This is a genomic window from Salinimonas sediminis (assembly GCF_003429285.1).
GTDB classification, from domain to species: Bacteria; Pseudomonadota; Gammaproteobacteria; order Enterobacterales; family Alteromonadaceae; genus Alteromonas; species Alteromonas indica.
The window spans coordinates 1,563,737-1,586,253 of sequence record NZ_CP031769.1 but is presented as its reverse complement, the minus strand read 5'-3'; the positions used below and the strand labels follow the sequence as shown (position 1 = coordinate 1,586,253).

Genomic DNA, 22,517 nt, shown 5'->3' with positions numbered 1-22,517 from the left:
ATCAGCTCCTATGACGACCAAGGGTCGTTTCAGGCCATTCCCGGATTTTAAGAATAACCCCTGTGTAGCAATAAAAAGTAGGCGGAGTCTGTTAAGGGTGGTGTTGCAGATACACTGTTCATCTTGGGGCCAATAACAACAAAGACGTGTATTGCCTTTCAGCCACCGGACACTATCCGCATGACTCAAAAAATAATATTGACTAAAGAGCATGAACGCAAAAAGTTACGGCGCGCTGATGGATACTTTTATTCTCACGATCTTACTCACGCTAAAGCCACTTTTAAACAGAAACTGTTACGGAATTTTGAGGAGCATTCTTAAACCTGGTTTGCAGTAAATGAAGAAAAGAGTCACTCTTATTCGTCTGACGGATAGAGCGCTGCTCGCTTCCTCTGAACTAACACAAACTTAAATTGAGTTTATGTAACGATAAGACTAGGGCGTAGGTTGAAAAATCATGTTTTCAGCATCTCAGAACGCCTTGGTGTTTGAAAGAAGTCGATACGGCGACGAATCTTATGACGTGGGCGGGCACGGCCCCCAGCATGTTGGACATTTGGCCTACCTTAGGGAAACTACGTGTCTTTTCTGCGCTCATTCTTTAGCGCGATGAAAAACCTTTCTCAAAATGATTTGCTTCTCAGATAGGCCGTAACGAACCATAGTGTCTCAAAATACAGTTCAGCCGATCATGTCACGTGAGCATAAATCTAGCGACCATCGCCATTATTGCGTGTGATCGGAGTGACCTTGAGAGGGGATAGCTCAAATAAGCGCAGTTCCGTGTTTCCACCAATTGACTCAACCGATAGGTCATTTATACCGGGGACGCCGAATACGAGATTTGAAAGTACAACTTCGCCGTTATTCACAAAAACCTCGATGGAGGCTGTATCAACAATGATGTCCAGTGTAACAACACCTTCGCGCGCCAGTGCCGGTGACTTTCGAACCTCGCGGTAAACCTCGGGCATCGCGTCGGCTATAGCATCCCTATCCCGCCTGACGAAAACAGTATCATTCGCAAAGTTGTATCCCACAATAGCAAAGTGTTCATTGCTTTCCTTGAGCCGGAAGTGGACCTCCCTGGCATCTGAGGCAGCGTCAAGCTCAATCCGGAGTCGGTAGGCATCGGATGTCGGCTGCGGGAGTGTCATCTTCGATGCTTCCGTCAGCTGAACGTTGGCACGGACCACTGCATCACCCTCAAGCTTATCGAACGCGTTGACGGGCTGCGAGACAAGCTGCGGCTTGCCGTCGATTGACCGCAACCCGATGCGCCGTACGATCGAGTTGGCCCCCCCATGCCAGTCATCGGTAGGCAACTTGGTGGCGTAGGCCCAGTTATTGAGCCAGCCTATCGCGTAGCGGGAAGCGAGGCGTTCGGCGGCATTGTGGCGCGGGTCGTCCCATGTCACCGCGGCATAAAAATCAGCGCCGGCGTCGAGCCATTGAGGTTCGTCACGATCCGCGGTGAAGCGCTCGCCGTCCCAGTCTCCTATCCAGTACAAAGTTCCCGTGGTCATCCCTGTGTTGAAGCCGTTCGCGCCCGTTGCCAGCACCCATCGTGTTGTTGCAGGGTCACCGTCGACCGACATTCGGAACAGGTCAGGACACTCCAGAATCCCAAGATCGTCACGGTCGAACCCTGACTGATACGTCCAATGCTTCAAATCGGGTGACGTATAGAAGCCGATCTTATGGCCCTCGGCCAGCACCATCAGCCATTCATTGTGCGCGTCGTCCCAGATGATCTTAGGATCACGCCAGTGGTCGGCGCCGGGGTTATCCATAACAGGATTGCCGTGATAAGCCTTAAACCGATAGCCGCCGTCAGTTGAGACAAAGAGAGACTGGCGCTGCACACCTTCATGCTGTTGAGTCATGATGGCGATTATCGCGCCGGGGCCGAAGCCAGCGGTATTATTGATGTCAATTACTGCGCTGCCGGTCTCGATGTCGCCGAGGCCGTTCTTGTACTTGTCAATTGCAACACCATGATCCTGCCAGTGTACGAGGTCGACCGAGGTTGCGTGGTACCACTCGGTACCGTTTCCTTCGGGATAATCGGCATTGTAGAGGTAATAGTAGTGCCAGATGCCGTCAATCAGAATCGGACGCTGGGGATCGTTCATCCAGTGTTTGGCGGGGGTGAGGTGCACCGCGGGTCGATATGGCGCCCAGTCGCCCGGGCGCTGGTAGTTAGACGATGCTGTTGGCAATATAGACAACAGTGTGGAGCCCGGTGGCGTTTCGGAACCAAATACAACGGCTGGCGCCATCCCGGAGTAGAACAACGCGACCAACGCGCCAACTGTCATACGGTTGGGAGTTACAAACATTGAGACAAGATTGTGATTCATAATTCTCCTTATCGGAGTGTGGACCATAAAGCAAAGCAGCCGCGCAATAGTATTTAATGAACACCTTAGATAACATTGGGCAGCACGATAACAATTTGCAAAAGAAGGAAATGCAGCGCCCCATGAATCCCCTGCTGCATAACAGGAAACCCAGAGCCACTGTTTGAGAGGCTGTCGAATAAGTCATGACCGGCATGCTTTTAATCGTCATGCTCAAACAAGGCAGGAGAGGCTACGCCGGCATATTACCGCCGCTCCCCCCCTGGAAAGACTGTGTGGCTTAACTGATTAACGCTATTTCTTAAGCGGCTTGACCTGCCCGCCCGAATTCACATTAAGATTCGCTGGGATATCGGCCCAGCCACCCAGTCCATAGCCATTTACGCCATAGGAATAATCAACCGTAGACGAGGCGCCGTTGATTTCAATCCTGATCGTGGGTGCGAGCGTGCCACCACGACGAAAATCTTCTTTGGTACCGATAGTGTCGATAAACGACTGGATTAAACCATCAGGCATCACGTAGTGCGAGTACGACTGGAATTGCCCAGGATGCTGGTTATAGTCTGGCGCAAATGGACTACCCGGCCAGTAGTTGAGGTTCGTCGGATTACCGAGCACCAGCCCGGATCCCTGGTTCATCGGTTGGTAATCGCTGCGAATACCGTTGCCTACGAAACCATAGACGCCCTCGGGGCCAGTAATGCCCGCTGCGTAGGTAGTACTATGGCTGATAGTGAAAAGGTAGTACTTGCCATCTTGCTGGTAGATCTGCGGCCGTTCAGTCTGATCAGTCACACAGTTTGCAGATAGAATCGGCGGTAGAAATTCCCACTCGGTCAGCTCGTCGTTCGTTGCCCTGGCCAGACCGACGTTACCGATCTGAAAGGGTGCTCCCGATGCATTCACTTGGGTTACGGTTTCGGCATAGGGGTCGCCGTCCCGGTAGCCAAGGTCATCCGCATCACACTGTGCAGTCGTCCGGTCCATGGCCGAATTGCCCTCAAATACCATATAGGTCTCACCCGGGTGCGCCGGATCTTCGAAAGTGAACGGGTCGCGAAAGTTATAATAAGGGTTTTGCTCAGCAGTCTGGTAGTAGGTGCCGTCGGCCTCAAGAAGCGACGTAACCTTGTTGAAACCGGTGAATCTTACACCGTGTTTATTAGCATGCACATGGCCTACGCTTAGCGCGAGCCGAGAGTCGTACGGCTTGATATCTGGTCCCCCATCCTCGTCACGGTAGAAGGCAACATCGGTGAAAAACAGCTTGATTTCGCCGCCTGGAAAGATACGCGCCGACCCTGACCATTGGGTCTGGTGGCTGTAAGACTGGTCTTCGAAAATTTCACCAGTAACACCTTCATCGAACACCAGGCCACCATAGGTCCAACCACCATTTTCGGGGCGCTGGTCAGCGGGAATCCCTGCCGGCCGGTAGAAGTAGCCTATCTTTGCGTACACGTGGCGGTCATCGAAGCCAAGGTTACGGTCGGCTACTAGAGAAAAGATGATTTCCTGCCCATTGACACTGTACTGATTGGCGTCCTCGTCAGTCAGAGGCCAAGAGTCCCATACCCAGACCTGTTCGTTCGACATGTCAGGGAAGTTCTGCGGGATGCTGGGCATGGTGTATTCCGCTGGCATCGAATTCTGACGTGAACCGGCTGTCGGATCGGACATTCGCTTGATCTGGCGTGCATCAGCCCGCGTCCACTTCGCAGTGAAATTACTCTCAGGAGAAAATGCCTCTTGGGTGTGGAATGTCGGCTCCGGACCGGGTTGTAGATAGGGTTCTGCAACAGCTACCGTTGCTACACCCATAAATGCACCCAAAATTGGGACAGTCGATTTACTCATTTTACTATTCATCAATATCGTTCTCACTAAATTAAAATGTGTTACCGGAAAAAGGATCTCCGATGCCTTATCAGCCACCTCGAACCCTGGTCTAAATCAATTATTATCAGCAAAAAACCAGTTGCAGTTTTTGATTTTTAAAGCGAAGCGGTTCGCGCAAAGGCTAAAGGTTGAATTATGCAGTTATCCATAAATTTAAGGCGTAATTATGCCGCCTTACAAGATGCAGGCAGTATGAGTATATACCAGCGCACAAGAGACTTAAACGATTAAGATAGAAACAAGGATCAATGCATATAAATTACATACTGCATACTACCCACCTAAATATTAAAAAAATGAAATAAAAAATAGTAAATAAAAACATAGTTTTTACAAGTGATGCCACGAGTTCAGTCATCGTAAAAGGCAGAAAAATTGCAGGGTATAGAAATAAATCCTTTTTAAATCAGTATATAAGATGAACCCTATGAGTGTAAAAGCTAAAAATAATAGTTTGGTAGAGTAAATAATATTAAGACTTATGACGAAAAGTAAATAAACGCCGTTTCTGTTTTACTAACTCTTATTACACAGCAAAACCATAATTGTGAATAAGAATATGTATTCTTATTCACAATTTATATAAAAACGACTTAAACGATTAAGTTGATTTTATTAGAGAAGCTTTCTATTGCTTTTATTTCAATTTCAGCGCACCAGCTAAATAAAGATAGGTTAAAGAATCCACTTCTATTATTTTTCGTTGAGAAAAAACAATGTTCATTCATTAAATTTTGGCGCTCTGACACTCTTGAGGGGGCTGCCAGGCTTTTAATCTTTAGCATAATGACAATAACCCGTGGCCGTAAAATCCTTGCGTGCAAGCGCGATAAAAAAGACACACACTTACCCAGCGCCATTAAGAAAGCTTGACTGTAATGGGACAATAATATGACCTATCGCAACCTCACCTGAATTTATCGAGGGCAAATTTTCGACGTTAGATCGTGCTCAAGCAGAGGTGTAACCGGCCATGATGAAGATCAGCGTAAATACAACGCTCCTGAATGGCGCTAGGGCAGACGGTCTAAGTTTGTCGCTACTAATACGTTGAGGCGCAATTTCACCGCTACAGTCCCGAACCAGAATTGAGTCTGCGCCACGCATATTCTTAACGGAACCTTACTTTTAGCTATTATGATGGGCTTCATCACCGGGAAATATGGTGGGTGGGCCGAAGGATAGTAGAATATCAGAAGCGCTAATATCTGAAGGCACTTCCCCTCTCCCACTGACATCGACAATTATCAGATACAGCCTAACTGCGGGAAAATCGCGGTTCTTAGTACAGCAGCCGATATTTCAGGATCGTAGTCCAGATGGTGAAAGTTGAGCACTGAAAAAAGGTTATGAATTTTTTAACTTTGACATTTGATGGAAAATCGCAGGCGACTACCCAGCTTCGCTGCTAATAAATATAGTCCACTAAAGATATACTATACACGGACCATACCAAAAAACTTGATAGCTACTATGAATATAGAAGGAATGTTTAATGAAGAAAGATCAAATAAAGGGTTTGTCGTATTGGAATATTTTGACAATGAGGAAAGTGGTGCGTCTACCCTGATTCGAACAGGGGACCTCTACCATGTCAAGGTAGCGCTCTAACCAACTGAGCTATAGACGCATTTTGAAAACCAACAAGCTTGCGTTGATTCGGCGCGTATAATAACGATGCCCGGGATATCAATCAAGAAAATTTTTGGTGTTTATGAACTGTTTGCCTGCTTTGTAAACAAACTGAGCCTACAGCCTGGTGCCCTGCCCGCCAAACATATACCTGCCAGTATGGTAGACCACTATGTGCCGCCGCCCCTGGTTTTACCTATTTTATTTAACGCGGCTATCTCATTACAGCTATGTCGTTGCAACTATGCCGGTACAACAATGCCGGTACGACTATCGCGATACTAGCTATGCAGGCAAATACACAGTAACTCTGTGTGCATAACACAGGTTCGGCGTAGTTACTCGCGCTGCTACACCTACCTGACTGGCCCTCGGGCAGGCGCTAAGGCTTATCCCAAACATTCGTTCGGTTGGGCCCGGTTAATTCATAACAGCCTATCAGCGCTAACCGACCGCCTTTATTAGGCTAAATTACTTCGCCTAGGTGCCCTACTTAGCCCAATTTCAACGAGGCAACACCCTTCTTCAATAGCCCACCTCCCCTTAAACGCTGCCTTCCCATTTTCTGTATAGGATTGCCTTGAATTCAACTACCGTTATACAAAAACATGCTGTAAAGCATGCAAAGCGCTGAAGTCTAACGTTGGTAAAATTACGCTAACAGGTTTGGTGTGTTCACGCTGAAAAAGCGTGTTGTGAATAACATCTATCTTTGCTTAACGTGCCAATAGCCGCAATAAATCCAACCTACAGATGGTAGAAAAACATTGAGCAAAAAAGCATAAAAACCAATAAGCAGAAGATTACTGGCCTTGCCTCGGGCAAATTTAACGGTAAAAAAGATTGCTATTACGGCCGCAAAACATAGTACTTGCCCCCAAAATGTAGCGTTAATATTCATCTATAAAATCCTTTTCAATGACTTGAAATACAAGTACACAACGCCCGTTAAAAAACAGCGGGGAGTGAAACTAACCACAACGAAAAAACCTGTCTATTTACGCCTAATCCAGCTAACTCGTCAGCGGTTCCGCGTTCGCCTGAAAGGGTTACAGGGCCTATTATGTAGCGCTTTAATACTCTGGGCAATAAAGATAAACCTAGCATCTACTGTGTAGCAAGCGCAGGCCATAGGAAAACGAGCATTTACACAATTTGGCCCGAGATAGACTGTTACTGGGTTTTAACCCAAACTATGCTAGCAACTAACATAGGGTGATGCCCGCACGAAGGTATAGGCTATCATTGCGCAAAAGCTGCACACTTATCAGGTTCAATGGCCAAGGGGAGCACCAATAGTGCTTTATACATTGCCATTACCCCGCCCCCGGCGCTTCATATATCTGGCCAATTGAATGGACTCAAGGTTCTGGCTGTTAGCTAAGGTTTCAAATACGCTAATCTGATCGTCAACGTGTCTGTGCTGTCCTAGCTTTTCTTTAGCATCAATTCTGTCTACGTGGATTTTGAACCCCACGACAGCTTTGAGAAGTCTATTGACATAATCTGTGGGCATTAAATCGAGATCGTTAACTATTTCTGGCTCATATGTTTCAATAAGAGTACGAATGGCGGTAGCCGTATCTGCTGCGTCCAGTTCAATAAATTGACCAAAACACTGAACCTGAGCGTAATTCCACGTAGGTACCGCGGGTTCGCTAACATACCATGTAGGCGAAATGTAGGAATGCGGTCCGTTAAATAAAACCGACACCCGCTTTCCCGACAACGCTTTCCACTGTGGATTAGCACGAGCCATATGCCCTAAAATATAACCTTTCCCACCAGCAGCGTTTTCATAAAGCAGCGGCAGACGGGTAGCTTCCAGGTCGGGGCTTATAAGCGTACCGAAGCCAAACTTCGATATAAAAATCGCTATCGCCTCGGCATCGGTCATTTCCATGTTTTTAGGAACGTACATGCAGATCCTTATTGTTGTAAGCAGATAACCCAAAAGCACCAACCGTGAGCATAACGAAGTCAGGTGTGTGGTGCCCAATCCTGGCGCTAATCTATCCTTACCCTCCCCGTACGAATAGCGTAGATGTTTTCTCTTTAAGTCCATTACATTTACATCGCTGCGTATCGCCTGTTAACTCAAAGCGCGGGAGGTAGGTTGGCGAGTTCAGTTTTCCCGGTACAGGAGAACGTGGTATTACTACGTTGTGTAATTACAGGTAACGTTAGTATTTAGTTACAGGCGAACGGCAAGGGTTTCAGCTTATCCATTATAGAGCCATCTTCGGTGATTGACATAAAGTACTCCCCTAACCTATCGGTTTCGCTCAATACCCTGTTCCAGTATTTTATCCGGGTGGGCGCATCCATATTTTTGAAGTCATTACGGTCGGGTATTTTACTGTAAGGTAGCGAAGCTACAAATGACGGTGACGGCACCAGCATAACCACATTATCGTAACTTTTTTGATGGACCAGCCGTTTTGGTAAGCGTTTATCAAACCAGCCGGTAACAGGACGTGGGTAAAAATGAGGATAAAGCGTTAAACCTTGGTGGGGCCCAAACGATAAATCGAAATGGTAATCAATAATTCCGCCATCTCGATATACCCCTGGCGGCGCTGCACCAATGTTTTCCACACCATCTAACACCATGGGTATCGAGCCCGACGCTAACAAAACATCTTGAATATTATTGTAACCCAGCTCGGCGCGTTCGGTTTTAAGATCATAGGGATCGATAATATCCAGTTTGCTTTGGGGCGCCGAAAATACCACCCGGGTAAATGCCTTTTGTAAATGTTGTCGGCCCAGGCGATTGTGCGCGGCACTCATAGCCAAGCCGGCTAATTGCGCTAGTTTCCCTGCGCGGCTAACCAGGCCCTGGCACCGCGCAGTGATAATATGCGCTTTAAAACGTTCATTGGTTAATATCTCTTCCAGGCCGTTATCGCCTAACATATAGGCCAGTAACTCTTTCGCTTTGGCCGTGATTTCATAGGAGGTAGGCCGTGGTGAGTAGGTAGTATGCGCATAGCTTTCTGCTAAGCGGTTGATGGCCGCCAGCGGGTCGCGCTGGACCATACACGCAGCCCGAAATGCACCAGCAGAAGAGCCGATAATCTGAATTTGTCCACCTCTACGCTGAAAGTAATCCGGGAACAAAACCCGGTCCAGTCCAGCTAATACAAACCATTTTGGGCCGCCCGAGGCACCAATAAAATAATTGAATAACAGCGGATAAAAGCCGTACTGCTGCAATGTTTTGGTTGCCCCAGGCCCGGCATATATCTCTAGCGGTGCGCTCAAACCTCACCCTCATTTAAATATGTTTTATGGCAATAATGTACCAGTTCATTTAAAAATGTGCACTTCATGCTAAAAATAGCTGTTTATAACTTTTTTTAATATACCAGCAGCGTATAAAAAGCCTGCGATCAAAAGCTATAAAAGCGTATTTTGAGGGTATAAACAACTGTCTATAGGTGCAGATATGACGGTCAAAACAACAGGGTTGTCAACACTTCAGCGATCAATTTCAGCCACTTTTTTTCGTTTATTTTTAGTTTTGTTGCTAGACATAGGTTGTGGAAAATGCTTGTGGGTAGTCTAACTTTATCCACTGAGTGAAAAATGACCAATATTTTTAACCCTTTAAATTCATGAGCTTACAATTCAGCCCCAAACTACTCAACAAACTTATCCACAGAATGAGTGGATAACACATGGTAGTTACCCCCATATAATGCTTTAATGAGTCAAGTAATAAATACTAAATTATCGAGATGTAATGGCAATCCAGACATTAGCGGTGCTCCCCCGCCCTTTTACTATCTATGCGATGGATCCTGATGCGGTCATTCCGGCCCAGGTACTGGCCAGCGATCTTTTTTTTATTGGGCGCACCCCGGATCAGCTTTCTATCATTTTGCCCGACACTATCCCATTGGCTGCGCAGGAGCAGGATAACGACTGGCGAGCCCTTGAATTGCTTGGCTCTCTGGAACTTTCGATGGTAGGGATAATGGCAAAAATCGGCGAGGTATTGGCCGCAACGAAAGTCAGTATTTTTGTGCTTTCCACCTTTGATACGGATTTTTTCCTGGTAAAAAACAATAAACTCGATACAGCGGTAAACGCGCTACAGCGCGCAGGCTACACGGTGGTCAACCAGTAATGCTTGAAACTACCCAAAAAGTCCCGGCTAGTCGCACACTTACCCTCCCTGCGCCACTATCGGGAAGAGTGTGTGAGGCGACAGAGAGTAGCCTGGGCGAGCTATTGCCTTTATTCAATATTGGTTGTGTCATGAGAGTCACAGGGAATCAGTTGTATAGCCCATTTCAGGGAATGGTGACTGACTTTGACAGCCGCGAGCTAAGTATCAAGCTAAAAGCAACGTCAGGTTTGCAGCTATGGGTAAAGGTGGCAGAGGTAGGGAAAAGTGGTGTGGGCAGCGTCTGCCTGCCACATGTGAAACGAGGTCAGCAGGTATCAAAGGGGCAATCGTTATTTCAGTTTAATTCAACCACCTTAAAACAGGTGGGCGCCGTCCCTTATGCCCGCATCGTGATCCCCAATGGCCAAAATATTAGCCGTTATGAAACCACTAAAGCCAGGCAGTGCCTGGCTTTAGAAGATACGCTGTTTACGCTTTACATCTGATTACTTAGTTGTGAAACGTATAATCCAATGAAATTTCAGCTTTCAATAGTTTGGAAATAGGACAATTTTCCTTGGCATCTTTAGCAATGTTAGAAAATTCGTCTTCATCAATGCCACTTACTTTAGCATCCAGGGTCAATGCAGATTGCGTCACGGCAAAGCCGTCTCCGTCTTTTTCCAATGTCACAGCGGCATCTACTTTTAATTCGCCGCTGTCATAGCCTGCATCAGCCAGAGCAAACGATAAGGCCATGGCATAGCAACTTGCATGTGCGCCGGCAATAAGCTCTTCCGGGTTGGTACCGGTTTTATCTTCAAAACGGGTATTAAAACCATAAGGCTGTTCTGATAGTGCGCCACTGGCCAGACTTACATGCCCCTGGCCGCTTTTACCTAGCGGTTGATAATGTGCAGATGCTGTTTTTACAATTGCCATGTTCTCTCCTTTGCCTAATCGTTTTCAATACGAATAAAACGTGATAACAGAAGTATTGCATTTGGCGTGCCGAGATAACCTATTTACCTTAAAAACCCTCTATACCCCGCGGTGGTTCACGTCCGTACATCGCTACTAATGATGCGTCTGCACAGCTTTCATTAATTCTATGTAAGGTTTGCACGGTCGCTGTGTACCTTTTGCATCACACATTGCGAAAAGATAGACTCACGCTATCTGACATCATCGACTGATTAATTATGAGTACAACCCTGTTTGGTATAAGCAATTGCGATACTATTAAAAAAGCAAAAAAATGGCTGGAGGCTAACGCTCACTCTTACACGTTTCATGACTATCGAAAGCAGGGGCTGGATAGCCAGTGGCTAGAGTGCGCTGAACAACAACTGGGATGGGAAACGATGCTCAACAAACGCGGCACTACATTTCGACAATTAGATGCCGAGGTTAAAGAGAATCTTGACCGTGATAGTGCTATGGCATTGATGAGCGAGCAACCGGCTATGATTAAGCGCCCTATTCTTGTTCGCGGCAGCAAGATGTATATAGGATTTAAAGACAGTACGTATGAGGAGATTTTTGCCAATGAGTGAAGTTATTGAACTGGCGAAGGATCTTATTAATAGAAAGTCGGTAACACCGGAAGATGCCGGCTGTCAGCCAATGATGAAAGCGCTGCTGGCGGCTATTGGCTTCGATAACGAAACAATGGTGTTTGAAGATACCACCAACTTATGGGCGCGCCGCGGCAACAACGGCCCCTTGCTATGCTTCGCCGGCCATACTGATGTGGTGCCAAGCGGCCCGGCAGAGGCTTGGCAAACACCGCCTTTTGTGGCAACTGAGAAAGACGGATACTTACATGGGCGTGGGGCTGCAGATATGAAAGGTAGCCTGGCTGCCATGCTGGTTGCCACGCGGCGTTTTGTTACTGATTATCCGAATCACCATGGCAGCATTGCGTATCTGATTACCAGTGATGAAGAAGGGCCTTTTATTAATGGTACTACCCGCGTAATAGATACCCTGGAAGCCCGAAATGAAAAAATAGACTGGTGTATCGTGGGCGAGCCCAGTAGCACGGAACTCATTGGCGATGTGGTCAAAAATGGTCGGCGTGGATCATTAACCGGCAATCTTAACGTGGCAGGCATACAAGGTCATGTGGCCTACCCGCATCTGGCCCGCAATCCAGTCCATGAAGCCGCCGCGGCACTCGATGAATTGGCACGTACCCATTGGGACAATGGCAATGCCTCATTTCCTCCCACCAGCTTTCAAATTTCCAATTTACACGCTGGCACCGGGGCTGGAAATGTGATTCCTGGTGAGCTCAAAGTGTGTTTTAACTTTCGTTTTTCCACCGAAGTGACTGACCAGCAACTTATTGAGCGCACCCTGGCTATTCTGGATAAGCACAAGCTTACCTATACCATTGACTGGACCTTCAATGGCCAACCTTTTTTAACAGACTCCGGCGATTTGGTAGCCGCTACGCAACAAGCTATTCATCATGTTACCGGACGACATACCATGCTTTCCACGGCAGGCGGAACCTCAGATGGCAGGTTTATTGCGCCTACAGGGGCTCAGGTGATAGAACTGGGTCCGGTTAATGCCACAATCCATAAAATTGACGAAAATGTCAAAATGGCCGACCTGGAAGCACTGGAAAATATCTATTACGAGATCATGGTAAGGCTGTTGGCATGAGCGCCAGTTGGCTTGGCTTAAGCCACGATAACCTGGCTGATGCCGGGCACGGGCACCGGCTACATGCAGATGCTCTGCCGGCCTTTTATGCTATGCAACAGGCCGCTGCTGAACAAGGTATCGACTGCCAGTTAGTAAGCAGCTACCGCAACTTCGATCGCCAGTTAGCTATCTGGAACCGTAAATGGCAAGGCGAGCTTCCGATACTTGATATACACGGTCAGTTAGTGGATATCAACACGGTAACTGATGAAGAAAAAATGCATAGTATTTTGACCTGGTCAGCTTTGCCCGGCACCAGTCGTCATCACTGGGGTACCGATATTGATGTATATGACCGGCGCGAAGTAACACGCCAGGGGCTGGAATTTAACCTGGTTGATAGCGAGTATCGCCCACCCGGGCCATGCGCAGCGTTAGCCGGTTGGCTTGAAGATCACGCTGAAGATTATGGCTTTTACCGACCTTTTTTGCATTACACGGGCGGGGTTGCTTGTGAACTATGGCATCTTAGTCACCGTACAACTGCTAAACACTATGAACAATTACGCAATTGTCATCAGCTGGCTGACACTCTGGCGCACTGCCCTTTAGCGGGTAAAGCGACCGTGTTAGAACACATTGATAGCATTTTTTATCGTTACGCGTTGAATAAGGGAGTCTAGGAAATGGGCATCGGCTGGATTTTACTCATTGTGGCGCTGGTGGTTGGGCTTATCGCCGGAAATTTATTGCTCCTGCGCAACACCAAAAAGATGCGCACCCCGCCTGACTTTACTCCCCGTAAGTATGACGATGATGACGATGAGTGGAAGTAACGTTATCAACGGTGATACCGTTATTTAAACCATCAGCCCGTTTTTTGGCTAAGAATATAGCCGGTTACATGGGGTAAAGCGCTTGCCAATGGCGCTTTATCCCTGCTGCTTACACTTACACCACACGCCAGCGCCAGCCGTTTGCCAGTCACTTTACGGTCGGTTTACTTTCACTGCCGTGCCGCTAATACTTACCATCAGCATACTGCCCTTTTCGCCCATTACCTCGTAATCTATATCAATCCCCACTACGGCATTCGCTCCCATATTACGGGCTTCTTGTTCCAACTCGGCAAATGCTACCTTTCGGGCCTTAGTTAATTCGCCCTCATAAGCCCCGGAGCGGCCCCCAACTATATCGCGCACTGAAGCAAAAAAGTCTTTGAATACATTAGCGCCCATAACGGCTTCGCCAATAACAATACCAAAATACTGCTCAATTTGATGCCCTTCAACATTTGGTGTAGTGGTAAGGATCATGGGTTAAGCTCCTGTTGTATAAGTAAAGATGTCACTCTATCAATAAGATCGTGAGCTTGCTTCGGGGGATAGGGAATACTGGCCTGTCGCCCCCAGATGGGCGCAGGCCAGGCACAATCTTCAGTAAACCTGGCCACATGATGAATGTGCAGCTGTGATACCACATTGCCTAGCGCAGCGACATTGAGCTTGGCCGGGGAAAACAACTGTTCCAACACATTACACACCTGGGCCGACTCCTTCAGATATTGCTGCTGATCGGCTGGGTCAAGTAAATAAAGTTCGGTAGCTGACGGACGGCGCGGTACCAGAATCAACCAAGGAAACTGGCTATCATTGGCTAGCAAAACAGAACATAAAGGTAAATCGCAGACAAAGTATGTATCGTTCGCCAGCCTGGTATCAAGTTCAAACATGCTTAGTCATCCAGTTCAGTTGGAATCACAGTTAACAGAGCGCGCTGGCCCACAGCGACATTCGCATTAGGAAATACAATCGCTTCACCGTCATACTCAGCAACATAACGGGCTCCGGTTTCTTCTGCCAATAACGTACCTTTGGTAAAACCAGTAAAATTAGGGGTATCGTCAGCAAAGTGCAGACTAAAGTCGTCCGCTTGCTTGTTAATTACCTGGTTAACCGTAAATATCTCGGCATCCTGGGCACAGGGTAAGGCTAATTGCGGTTGCGTAAGTAACGCGCTAATAGTGGCTCTGGCCGCCGCAAACCGGCTCATATCATTGTGGCCAAAGGGCTGAACTTTGCCCAACTCGACGGTAAAGGCGTGCGCCTGATGCGTCACACTGGAGTAATAGCTAAACGTAGTGGTAGGACTTTGCGAAAGTAAAATGGTTTTCACCCCGCAGGCACTTAAAAAAGCAATTTGCTCTTTATCATGAGCTTTACCATGCAAATAAGGATACACCGCAAACTTTTCGTTTTTTGATTCGCGTATGGCGGTGTGTAAATCGTAGTGGTAGCGCAGCGCTCCTGCCGGTTTAAAAAATTCGCTTACCGCCTCTTCCAATTGTTTGGCCCGCCGTCTTTCGGCGTTAACCAAGCCCGGCCCCTCGCTATGGGCGCCGCAAAATAGCCGGTTCATATTTTCTTCAACAAACCGTTTGGCAATATCCATTGACGGTAAATTGCCAAATAGAAACAATACGCGGTGGACCGGCTCGACCTGTTCAGTAAGTATGTTTTTTACCCACTCGTCACATAATTCTATTGGTGCAGTTTCATTGCCATGAATCCCACAAGATAACACTATGTGTTTAGTGTCATCCTCCCAGCGCGCCGGCGTAAAACTAATAATACCAGGGCCGGTGATAGCCACCCGAATGCCATTTTGCAAAGTAAATTCAGTTGCGCTTTCAAATAAATGCGGGGAGTGACGTGACGTAGATAAAAAGTCGCCTTTGTGACAAAGTTCAGCTTTCATAAAACCCGGTAGGTAATGGTCAATGCTGTTTAGTCTACCCAGTTAGCTGCTAAAAGCCAAACTAGCCCAGGCGCTTACGTAAAGGAGAGCTGCCAACAATAATATCCTGCTGGGCCAACGTAACAAATTCGTTTAGTGGGATGGCGCGGGAAAATAAAAAACCTTGCCCGGTGGTAATGCCTAATTCCCGTAAAATATGCAAATGTTCCATGGTTTCAATACCTTCGGCAACCACTTCGCATTGCTTGGCATCGCCAATAATCTTCGCCGCCTGAACAATGGCCCGGTTAACCTGATTATCTGATAACCCCATCACAAAATTTTTGTCGATTTTTAGCGCGGTGATGTCTAAATCGCGGATATATGCCAGGTTTGAGTACCCCTTGCCAAAGTCATCCACCGCAATGGCTATCCCCAGCGCGCGCAGCCGGGCTAATTGCTCTTTCACCATTAACGAGTTGGATAGTGCTACATCTTCGGTAAGTTCGAGTTCGAATTTAGCAGGCGCGAATCCGTATCTTTCGCAAAGCATTTTAATATGGGGGATAAGCTGACTGTCGTACAGCTGGGTAGGCGAAATATTGATAGACAAACGCGGCGTCAACCCCGATAGACTCATGCTGGCTAAGCTGTGAAATGCCTGGTTCAAAGTCCAGTAAGCCAGTTCATTCATCATATGATATGACTCCGCCGCTTCAATAAGCGGGCCGGGAAATACTACGCCATCTAACGGATGATTCCAGCGTAGCAAACATTCAGCGCCCACAATCTGCAGGGTCGATAGATTCACTTTGGGCTGGAAATATAATTCGAGTTCGTCTCGGGCCATTGCCCGGCGTAAGTCAGCTTTTAACGCAAGACGCCGCCCGCTTGGCGCGTAGCTGGTGCCATCAAGCATATAAAAGTTTTCATATTTATTCTCTTTGGCCTGCTTTAGCGCCGCTTCTGCCCGGGAGATAAAATTACTGATTTGAAAACCGTGCTGGCGCCCGGCTACTGCGCCTACATTAAAGTCAGCAATAAAGGCGTGCTGTTCATGATGCATTGGCGTTTTAAAATGTTCTGTCATGCGCTCGTAACGCCGCAACATTAAACCCTGTTCGGCTTTACCTGGAAACATAATGCCGAAAATATCGCCGCTCACCCTGCCAAAACAAATCTTGTCATCAAAAAAGGAGATAATACGATTCGCGATTTGCAGTAAAAAGCGGTCACCCACGGTGATGCCTAAGCTGGTGGTTACATCAGAAAAGCGCACCACATCAATTAGCATCAGAGTGAAATTGTCATGGCATTGGGCAAATTTATCAACCTGATTGATAAACGCATAGCGGTTGGGAATGGTTGCCAGGGTCTGATGCAATTTAGGCATTACTTCATGTTTCCCGAATTAATATAGACAGACATAAAACAAATGAAGGCGACCATAAGAGCATGAGGTCAGCGTGCATTCAAGCCATAAAAGGTATAGCTGACCATACCTTATTATTTTCACAAACGGAATGTTAGCAGTAAAACAAATGCGCGAAACGGGTTGGCCCTACAGCTTAATCGTTTGATTTGATGTTATTGGCTAACCCAATGTTCTTCTGGCTCCCAGCCAAGCGCCGACCAACCGCTGAAAAAGCACGTTCAGCGGCATAATAATAATGCTATATCTTTCTATAACATAGAACAAAAGTGCCACAATCTTTGAGCCGAATGTTCATATGCTTTAGTATATATACCGTAGATTCAGCCATTACAAAGGATTGCAGCATATATTTACCAGCGGAGGGGCCCTTAGTCTGGCGCTTTTTTGTGTCTAAAATTCAAGATGCGACCAAAAAAGAGTAGAGCTGAATCAATATTTATCTGATTAATTTACCTGGAGCTAAACTATGAGCATACCGCGCTTGCAGAATTTTATTAATGGTGAACCCATGGCCAATACCACTGGCGAAACCATTGCAGTAACAAATCCTGCCACAGGTAAGGTGATCTACGAAATTGAAATTGCTGATGATAGTGTAAAACAAGCGGCTATAGAGAGCGCTACAGCCGGCTTTAAGCAATGGTCCGCCATGACCGCGATGGACCGGTCTCGTATTTTATTACGGGCCGTAGCCCTGTTACGGGAAAAAAATGATGAGCTGGCCATGTATGAAGTGTTGGATACCGGCAAACCTATGCAGGAAGCAAACTGTGTAGACGTGGTAACGGGCGCGGATGCTATCGAGTTTTTTGCAAATTTAGCCCCTACCCAGGTAGGACAGCAACAAGACCTGGGCGGCGATTTTTACTACACCCGTAAAGAGCCATTGGGTATTTGCGCCGGCATTGGCGCCTGGAACTACCCGATTCAAATAGCGTGCTGGAAATCTGCCCCAGCTTTAGCTGCCGGTAATGCCATGATATTTAAACCCTCAGAAGAAACTCCCAGGGGCGCGGTTGAGCTGGCGAAAGTATTTATTGAAGCCGGTGTACCTGCAGGCGTCTTCAATGTGGTATTGGGCGAAGGCGACGTAGGTCAGTGGCTAACCGGCCACCCCGCTATCGAAAAAGTCTCTTTTACCGGCGAAGTGGGTACCGGTAAAAAAGTCATGGCATCAGCTGCCAGTAATCTGAAAGATGTCACCATGGAACTGGGCGGGAAATCACCCCTGATTGTGTTTGAAGATGCTGATATATCTCAAGCAGTTGCGGCGGCGATGTTAGGTAATTTCTATACTCAAGGTGAAGTGTGTACCAACTGCACCCGGGTATTTGTGCATGAAAGTGTTTACGACGCCTTTATCAGCGAGCTAAAACAGCGTACCGAAAATAATATAAAAGCCGGCGATCCTCAGGACTTGGAGGTTAACTTTGGTGCTCTGATTTCAAAACAGCACCAACAGTTGGTATTGGATTACATCGCTAAAGGCAAAGCAGAAGGTGCCACCGTGCTCACCGGCGGCAATAAAATGTCAGTACCAGGAGCCGACGGCGGCTATTTTGTCGAACCGACCGTGTTTACCGATTGCCACGACGATATGACAATTGTGCGCGAAGAAATATTCGGCCCGGTGATGAGTGTCCTGACCTTTAAGGACGAAGAGGAAGTTATAGCCCGGGCCAATAATACCCCACTTGGTCTGGCCGCAGGTATCATGACGCAAAATGTGCGTCGGGCGCACCGGGTTATCCATCAATTGGAAGCTGGTATCTGCTGGGTTAACAGCTGGGGAGCTTCACCAGCTGAAATGCCGGTGGGCGGTTACAAATTATCAGGTATCGGCCGTGAAAATGGTATCGAGGCGTTAAACCAGTATACCCAGACAAAGTCGGTATATATGGGCATGGTTGATTTAGACAGTCCATTTTAAGGAGGCCCGATGGAAACGTTTGATTATATCATTGTGGGAGCGGGGTCAGCAGGTTGTGTGCTGGCCAATCGGCTGTCGCATAATGCAGATCACAAAGTATTACTGATAGAAACCGGCGGCAGCGACAAAAGTATTTTTATTCAAATGCCCACCGCATTATCTATCCCGATGAACACGGAAAAATATGCATGGCAATTTCACACAGAACCCGAGCCCTATCTGGATAACCGGGTCATGCATTGCCCCCGCGGCAAAGTGCTAGGGGGCTCCTCTTCAATCAATGGCATGGTGTATGTACGTGGCCACGCTAAAGATTTTGATGAATGGGAGCAGTACGGCGCGCAGCAGTGGAACTATCAACACTGTTTGCCCTATTTCAAACGGGCTGAGCAATGGTATTTAGGCGAAGACGAGTACCGCGGTGGCGAAGGGCCCCTGGGCACCAATAATGGCAACGAAATGAAGAACCCATTGTATGGCGCCTTTATTGAAGCGGGTAAGCAGGCCGGCTACGCTGAAACCTTTGATTATAACGGGGCCCAGCAGGAAGGCTTTGGCCCTATGCATATGACCGTAAAAGACGGCCAGCGTTGCTCCGCTTCGCGGGCTTACCTGGACCCGGTTAAATCCCGGGACAATCTAACTATTGTTACGCATGCTACGGTACACAAAGTGTTGCTAGAGGGTAAAAAGGCGGTAGGCGTACGCTATAAACATGACGACAAAATGATTGAGGCTCGCGCGGCAACCTCGGTTATTTTAAGTGCAGGGTCTATTGGCTCACCCCATCTACTGCAGTTATCTGGTATAGGCAATGCGACACATCTGGAAAAAGCCGGCATTGAATGTTTGCACCACTTACCAGGTGTGGGCGAAAACCTGCAGGATCATCTTGAGTTTTACTTCCAGTTTCGTTGCAAACAGCCGATCACGCTTAATCGCGAACTGGATCTGGTATCCAAAGGCATGATTGGCGCACGCTGGATGTTATTCAAAACCGGCCTGGGCGCGACCAACCATTTCGAATCATGCGGGTTTATTCGCTCAAAAGCCGGTGTGGAATGGCCCGATCTGCAATACCACTTTTTACCTGCGGCTATTCGCTACGACGGTAAAAGTGCATTCGATGGTGACGGCTTTCAGGTGCATATTGGCCATAATAAGCCCCGCAGCCGCGGATTTGTCCGGGTAAAAACCAATAGCCCGGACGACGCGCCAGCGATCCAATTTAACTATCTGCAACACGCTGACGACATTGAAGGTTTCAGGGCCTGTGTCAGGCTTACCCGGGAAATTATCAATCAGCAGGCATTTGATGCCTATCGGGGAAGTGAAATTCAGCCCGGCGAAGCTATTCAGACCGACGAGCAAATCGACGCCTTCGTACGCAGTGCAGTAGAGAGCGCTTATCATCCTTCTTGCTCATGCAAGATGGGGGAAGATGATATGGCCGTCGTAGACTCCACCACGCGCGTGCATGGCATTGATAACCTACATGTTGTGGACTCATCTATATTCCCCACCATACCCAACGGTAATCTGAATGGTCCGACTATTATGGTCGCAGAAAAGGCCGCGGACCATATTCTGGGCAATCACTTGTTGCCGGTAGAAAACGCCGCGGTAATTGAAGAACAAAATTGGCAAACCAAGCAACGTAGTGCAGCGCTTACCGCCAGCAAATAAAGGAGGCGGGCCCACCGCCCGCGTGCGTCTTATACTTTCCTAAGGCGCACAATAATTATTATAACGATAAAACAGGAGACAACACATGCAGATGTGGTTAAGTGCCGGCATCTTGCTCACCCTCGCTGCCATAGTATTTATAGTAGCGAAATGGGGCAATATGCGCATGGTGGGTGTGACACCCGTAAGAACGCTGACATTTGTCGCAATTCTGTTTACGTCCGGTTTGGACGTAGGCCTGATCATGTTTCCATTGACCGAGTTCGGTGGCTATGCCAATACCGGGGCGAACCCCGAATATGACTTCACAAACCCCTTGGCTATTGAATTTGGTTTCTGGGGCTTCTTTATCTGGTCATTTTATTTTCTAACCTGTTTTTACTTTTGTGTCATTGAACCTAAAGTAAAATTCTTTGAAATAAGCTGGGTTAAATTTATCAATAATGTGGTCATTATTGGTACCTGCGCATTCACCGCGTTTTTGCTGCTTTCCAACCTCCCCTGGTACCTGCCAAGGTTAGGTGATGGCGAAACTATTATGCCGGTGTTTTATCTCATCGTATTTGCCGCTATCGCATTTTCGGTTTATAGCAGTACCGACTTAAAATATGTTCGGATATTAAGTATTTCGACCACCTGGATGTTTATCGGCTTGATCTTCTTTATGTGGGGGAGCGCTTTTCTATGGGGTAACAGCCCAATGGCTGAGTATTTTGAAGCCACCACTATGTTAGGGGGTTACTTTGCCAATATTCAGCACTTTTTGTTCCCGATTAATGATTACCATGCCTTTTATTTATTCTGGTGGTTTGCCTGGAGCATTATGATTGGGCAGTTTACTTCACGCTTTGTGGGGGGGCTGAAAACCTATCAGGTACTGGGTGCAATGATGATATTTCCTTCTATTCCCATTGCGTTGTGGTTTGGCGTACTTTACCACTATCATGAAGCGGGACTGGATACGAGCGGCATCCGCAATATCGCGATGGTATTTGTGGGCGTGGTCTTTGTGATCAATTCACTCGATTCGCTAATCAGGCTATACACCGACAACCTGAATATTTCATCCAAACGACTAGGTAAAACAAAGTATTTCGTTTTCAACTTTGTTTCATTATGTGCATTAACCATGCTGTTCAAAATAGACTTTTTGAAAATACAGTGGGTAGGCGCCTTGGTTATCGGCTTATTTTACTGCTGTCTGGGCTATATTTTTTACAAGAAAATGAGCCACGTACGCAATATTGAAAGCTCACCTAAAGAAAATAAGCTGGATTACACCAAAATTGAATCGTCGAATTAGCGGGTGAACAAGATGCAACTAAGACAAATGATTATCGGTACGGGCGCGCTGCTATTAAGCGCCCCCGGCTGGGCGAACTGGTCAGCCACAGTTACGCTGGCCTCTGACTATATGTTCAACGGTGTGAGCCAGACCCAAAACGATCCCGCTTTACAAGCAAGTGTCGATTATGCCGCAGACGCAGGCTGGTATACCGGCGCGTGGACGTCGAATGTAGACTATGGTGAGGCGGCTGAGCAGGAACTGGATTTTTATGCCGGACACTGGCAGCAGCTTAACCAAGACTGGTCGATGGATTATGGCATTGCGTATTACACCTATATGGGCTCCTCTGCCGCCAACGGGTTAAATTATCCTGAAGTATGGGCCAAGTTCGGCTATACCTCAGATTACGGGATGACAGAATTCAATGGCTGGTATTCATGGGACTATTTTGGGTTAGGCGGTAGCCATGTGATTGGCATGGTGGCGCATACCTTTACTCTGGCGCAAAACCACGCTTTGCGGGTGAGCATTGACACCTCAAACTCACTGGACGGCGATCGTTATCTGTGGGATACCAACGATAAATCCTATGTGCACTATCGTGTAGCGTATCAAACCAGCTGGCAGGGCTTTGTTTTGGAACTGGCCGCTGAAGATACCACACTGGATTATGATACCGCTGATGAGCGTATCGTGGCCAGCGTTAGCCGCACGTTTGATTTTTAACCAGTACAATCAGCGCGGGGCCGTTTATCTAAGCGGCCCTC

The 22,517-nt window shown here is 47.4% G+C and carries 19 protein-coding genes and 1 tRNA gene; 10 read left to right on the top strand and 10 right to left on the bottom strand.

Annotated elements, in window-relative coordinates:
* Positions 1–713 precede the first annotated feature (713 nt).
* From D0Y50_RS07170 to D0Y50_RS07140, 5 genes are all read right to left on the bottom strand, one after another.
* Positions 714–2,366 carry a glycoside hydrolase family 32 protein gene (locus tag D0Y50_RS07170; protein WP_218023563.1) on the bottom strand — a complete coding sequence of 551 codons (1,653 nt, stop codon included), beginning with the start codon at positions 2,364–2,366 and terminating at the stop codon, positions 714–716.
* A gap of 294 nt (positions 2,367–2,660) precedes the next feature.
* The gene (locus D0Y50_RS07165; protein ID WP_232366476.1) at positions 2,661–4,304 is read right to left on the bottom strand and encodes a glycoside hydrolase family 68 protein; all 1,644 of its coding nucleotides are present in this window, start codon (positions 4,302–4,304) and stop codon (positions 2,661–2,663) included.
* A gap of 1,517 nt (positions 4,305–5,821) precedes the next feature.
* Positions 5,822–5,898 (bottom strand) — tRNA-Val (locus tag D0Y50_RS07160).
* Between the two features lie 1,305 nt (positions 5,899–7,203).
* On the bottom strand, positions 7,204–7,821 hold the full coding sequence (locus tag D0Y50_RS07145) for an FMN-binding negative transcriptional regulator (RefSeq protein ID WP_117316169.1): 618 nt from the start codon (positions 7,819–7,821) through the stop codon (positions 7,204–7,206).
* 269 nt (positions 7,822–8,090) lie between these two features.
* A complete protein-coding gene (locus D0Y50_RS07140) occupies positions 8,091–9,167 on the bottom strand; it encodes a patatin-like phospholipase family protein (protein WP_117316167.1) in 1,077 nt (358 codons plus the stop codon).
* A gap of 481 nt (positions 9,168–9,648) precedes the next feature.
* Here D0Y50_RS07140 and D0Y50_RS07135 point away from each other — a divergent pair, with 481 nt between their 5' ends.
* Both D0Y50_RS07135 and D0Y50_RS07130 read left to right on the top strand, forming a co-directional pair.
* A complete protein-coding gene (locus D0Y50_RS07135) occupies positions 9,649–10,035 on the top strand; it encodes an ACT domain-containing protein (RefSeq protein ID WP_117316165.1) in 387 nt (128 codons plus the stop codon).
* The gene (locus D0Y50_RS07130; protein WP_117316162.1) at positions 10,035–10,523 is read left to right on the top strand and encodes a PTS sugar transporter subunit IIA; all 489 of its coding nucleotides are present in this window, start codon (positions 10,035–10,037) and stop codon (positions 10,521–10,523) included. Before D0Y50_RS07135 ends, D0Y50_RS07130 begins: the two co-directional genes overlap by 1 nt.
* 4 nt (positions 10,524–10,527) lie before the next feature.
* Here D0Y50_RS07130 and D0Y50_RS07125 read toward each other — a convergent pair whose 3' ends face one another.
* Complete coding sequence (locus tag D0Y50_RS07125) at positions 10,528–10,959, bottom strand: OsmC family protein (protein ID WP_108566294.1); 432 nt, start codon at positions 10,957–10,959, stop codon at positions 10,528–10,530.
* 260 nt (positions 10,960–11,219) lie between these two features.
* Here D0Y50_RS07125 and D0Y50_RS07120 point away from each other — a divergent pair, with 260 nt between their 5' ends.
* Genes D0Y50_RS07120 through D0Y50_RS07105 form a run of 4 tightly spaced genes read left to right on the top strand, consistent with a single transcriptional unit; the run spans position 11,220 to position 13,511 of the window.
* A complete protein-coding gene (locus D0Y50_RS07120; protein WP_108566295.1) occupies positions 11,220–11,573 on the top strand; it encodes an ArsC family reductase in 354 nt (117 codons plus the stop codon).
* Positions 11,566–12,693, top strand: coding sequence for a succinyl-diaminopimelate desuccinylase (gene dapE / locus D0Y50_RS07115; protein ID WP_108566296.1), 1,128 nt, complete (start codon positions 11,566–11,568; stop codon positions 12,691–12,693). The genes D0Y50_RS07120 and dapE overlap by 8 nt, the downstream gene beginning before the upstream one ends.
* Complete coding sequence (locus tag D0Y50_RS07110) at positions 12,690–13,358, top strand: M15 family metallopeptidase (RefSeq protein WP_117316160.1); 669 nt, start codon at positions 12,690–12,692, stop codon at positions 13,356–13,358. The genes dapE and D0Y50_RS07110 overlap by 4 nt, the downstream gene beginning before the upstream one ends.
* 3 nt (positions 13,359–13,361) lie before the next feature.
* Complete coding sequence (locus D0Y50_RS07105) at positions 13,362–13,511, top strand: DUF2897 family protein (RefSeq protein WP_108566298.1); 150 nt, start codon at positions 13,362–13,364, stop codon at positions 13,509–13,511.
* 153 nt (positions 13,512–13,664) lie between these two features.
* Here D0Y50_RS07105 and D0Y50_RS07100 read toward each other — a convergent pair whose 3' ends face one another.
* The 4 genes from D0Y50_RS07100 to D0Y50_RS07085 all read right to left on the bottom strand — a co-directional run bounded on the left by D0Y50_RS07100 (position 13,665) and on the right by D0Y50_RS07085 (position 16,804).
* The gene (locus tag D0Y50_RS07100; protein ID WP_108566299.1) at positions 13,665–13,991 is read right to left on the bottom strand and encodes a heavy metal-binding domain-containing protein; all 327 of its coding nucleotides are present in this window, start codon (positions 13,989–13,991) and stop codon (positions 13,665–13,667) included.
* The gene (locus tag D0Y50_RS07095) at positions 13,988–14,407 is read right to left on the bottom strand and encodes an HIT domain-containing protein (RefSeq protein WP_117316158.1); all 420 of its coding nucleotides are present in this window, start codon (positions 14,405–14,407) and stop codon (positions 13,988–13,990) included. Before D0Y50_RS07095 ends, D0Y50_RS07100 begins: the two co-directional genes overlap by 4 nt.
* A 2-nt stretch (positions 14,408–14,409) precedes the next feature.
* Positions 14,410–15,432, bottom strand: a complete 1,023-nt coding sequence (gene astE, locus D0Y50_RS07090) for a succinylglutamate desuccinylase (protein ID WP_117316156.1) — start codon at positions 15,430–15,432, stop codon at positions 14,410–14,412.
* A 61-nt stretch (positions 15,433–15,493) separates the two neighbouring features.
* Positions 15,494–16,804, bottom strand: a complete 1,311-nt coding sequence (locus D0Y50_RS07085; RefSeq protein WP_117316154.1) for a putative bifunctional diguanylate cyclase/phosphodiesterase — start codon at positions 16,802–16,804, stop codon at positions 15,494–15,496.
* A 508-nt stretch (positions 16,805–17,312) separates the two neighbouring features.
* On the opposite strand from D0Y50_RS07085, the gene betB reads away from it, so the two are divergent.
* From betB to D0Y50_RS07065, 4 genes are all read left to right on the top strand, one after another.
* A complete protein-coding gene (gene betB / locus D0Y50_RS07080; RefSeq protein ID WP_117316152.1) occupies positions 17,313–18,776 on the top strand; it encodes a betaine-aldehyde dehydrogenase in 1,464 nt (487 codons plus the stop codon).
* A 9-nt stretch (positions 18,777–18,785) separates the two neighbouring features.
* The gene (gene betA / locus D0Y50_RS07075) at positions 18,786–20,462 is read left to right on the top strand and encodes a choline dehydrogenase (RefSeq protein ID WP_117316150.1); all 1,677 of its coding nucleotides are present in this window, start codon (positions 18,786–18,788) and stop codon (positions 20,460–20,462) included.
* Positions 20,463–20,547: 85 nt separating this feature from the next.
* Positions 20,548–21,765 carry a BCCT family transporter gene (locus D0Y50_RS07070; protein ID WP_117316147.1) on the top strand — a complete coding sequence of 406 codons (1,218 nt, stop codon included), beginning with the start codon at positions 20,548–20,550 and terminating at the stop codon, positions 21,763–21,765.
* A 12-nt stretch (positions 21,766–21,777) separates the two neighbouring features.
* Complete coding sequence (locus tag D0Y50_RS07065; protein WP_117316146.1) at positions 21,778–22,476, top strand: TorF family putative porin; 699 nt, start codon at positions 21,778–21,780, stop codon at positions 22,474–22,476.
* The last annotated feature ends 41 nt before the right edge of the window (positions 22,477–22,517 follow it).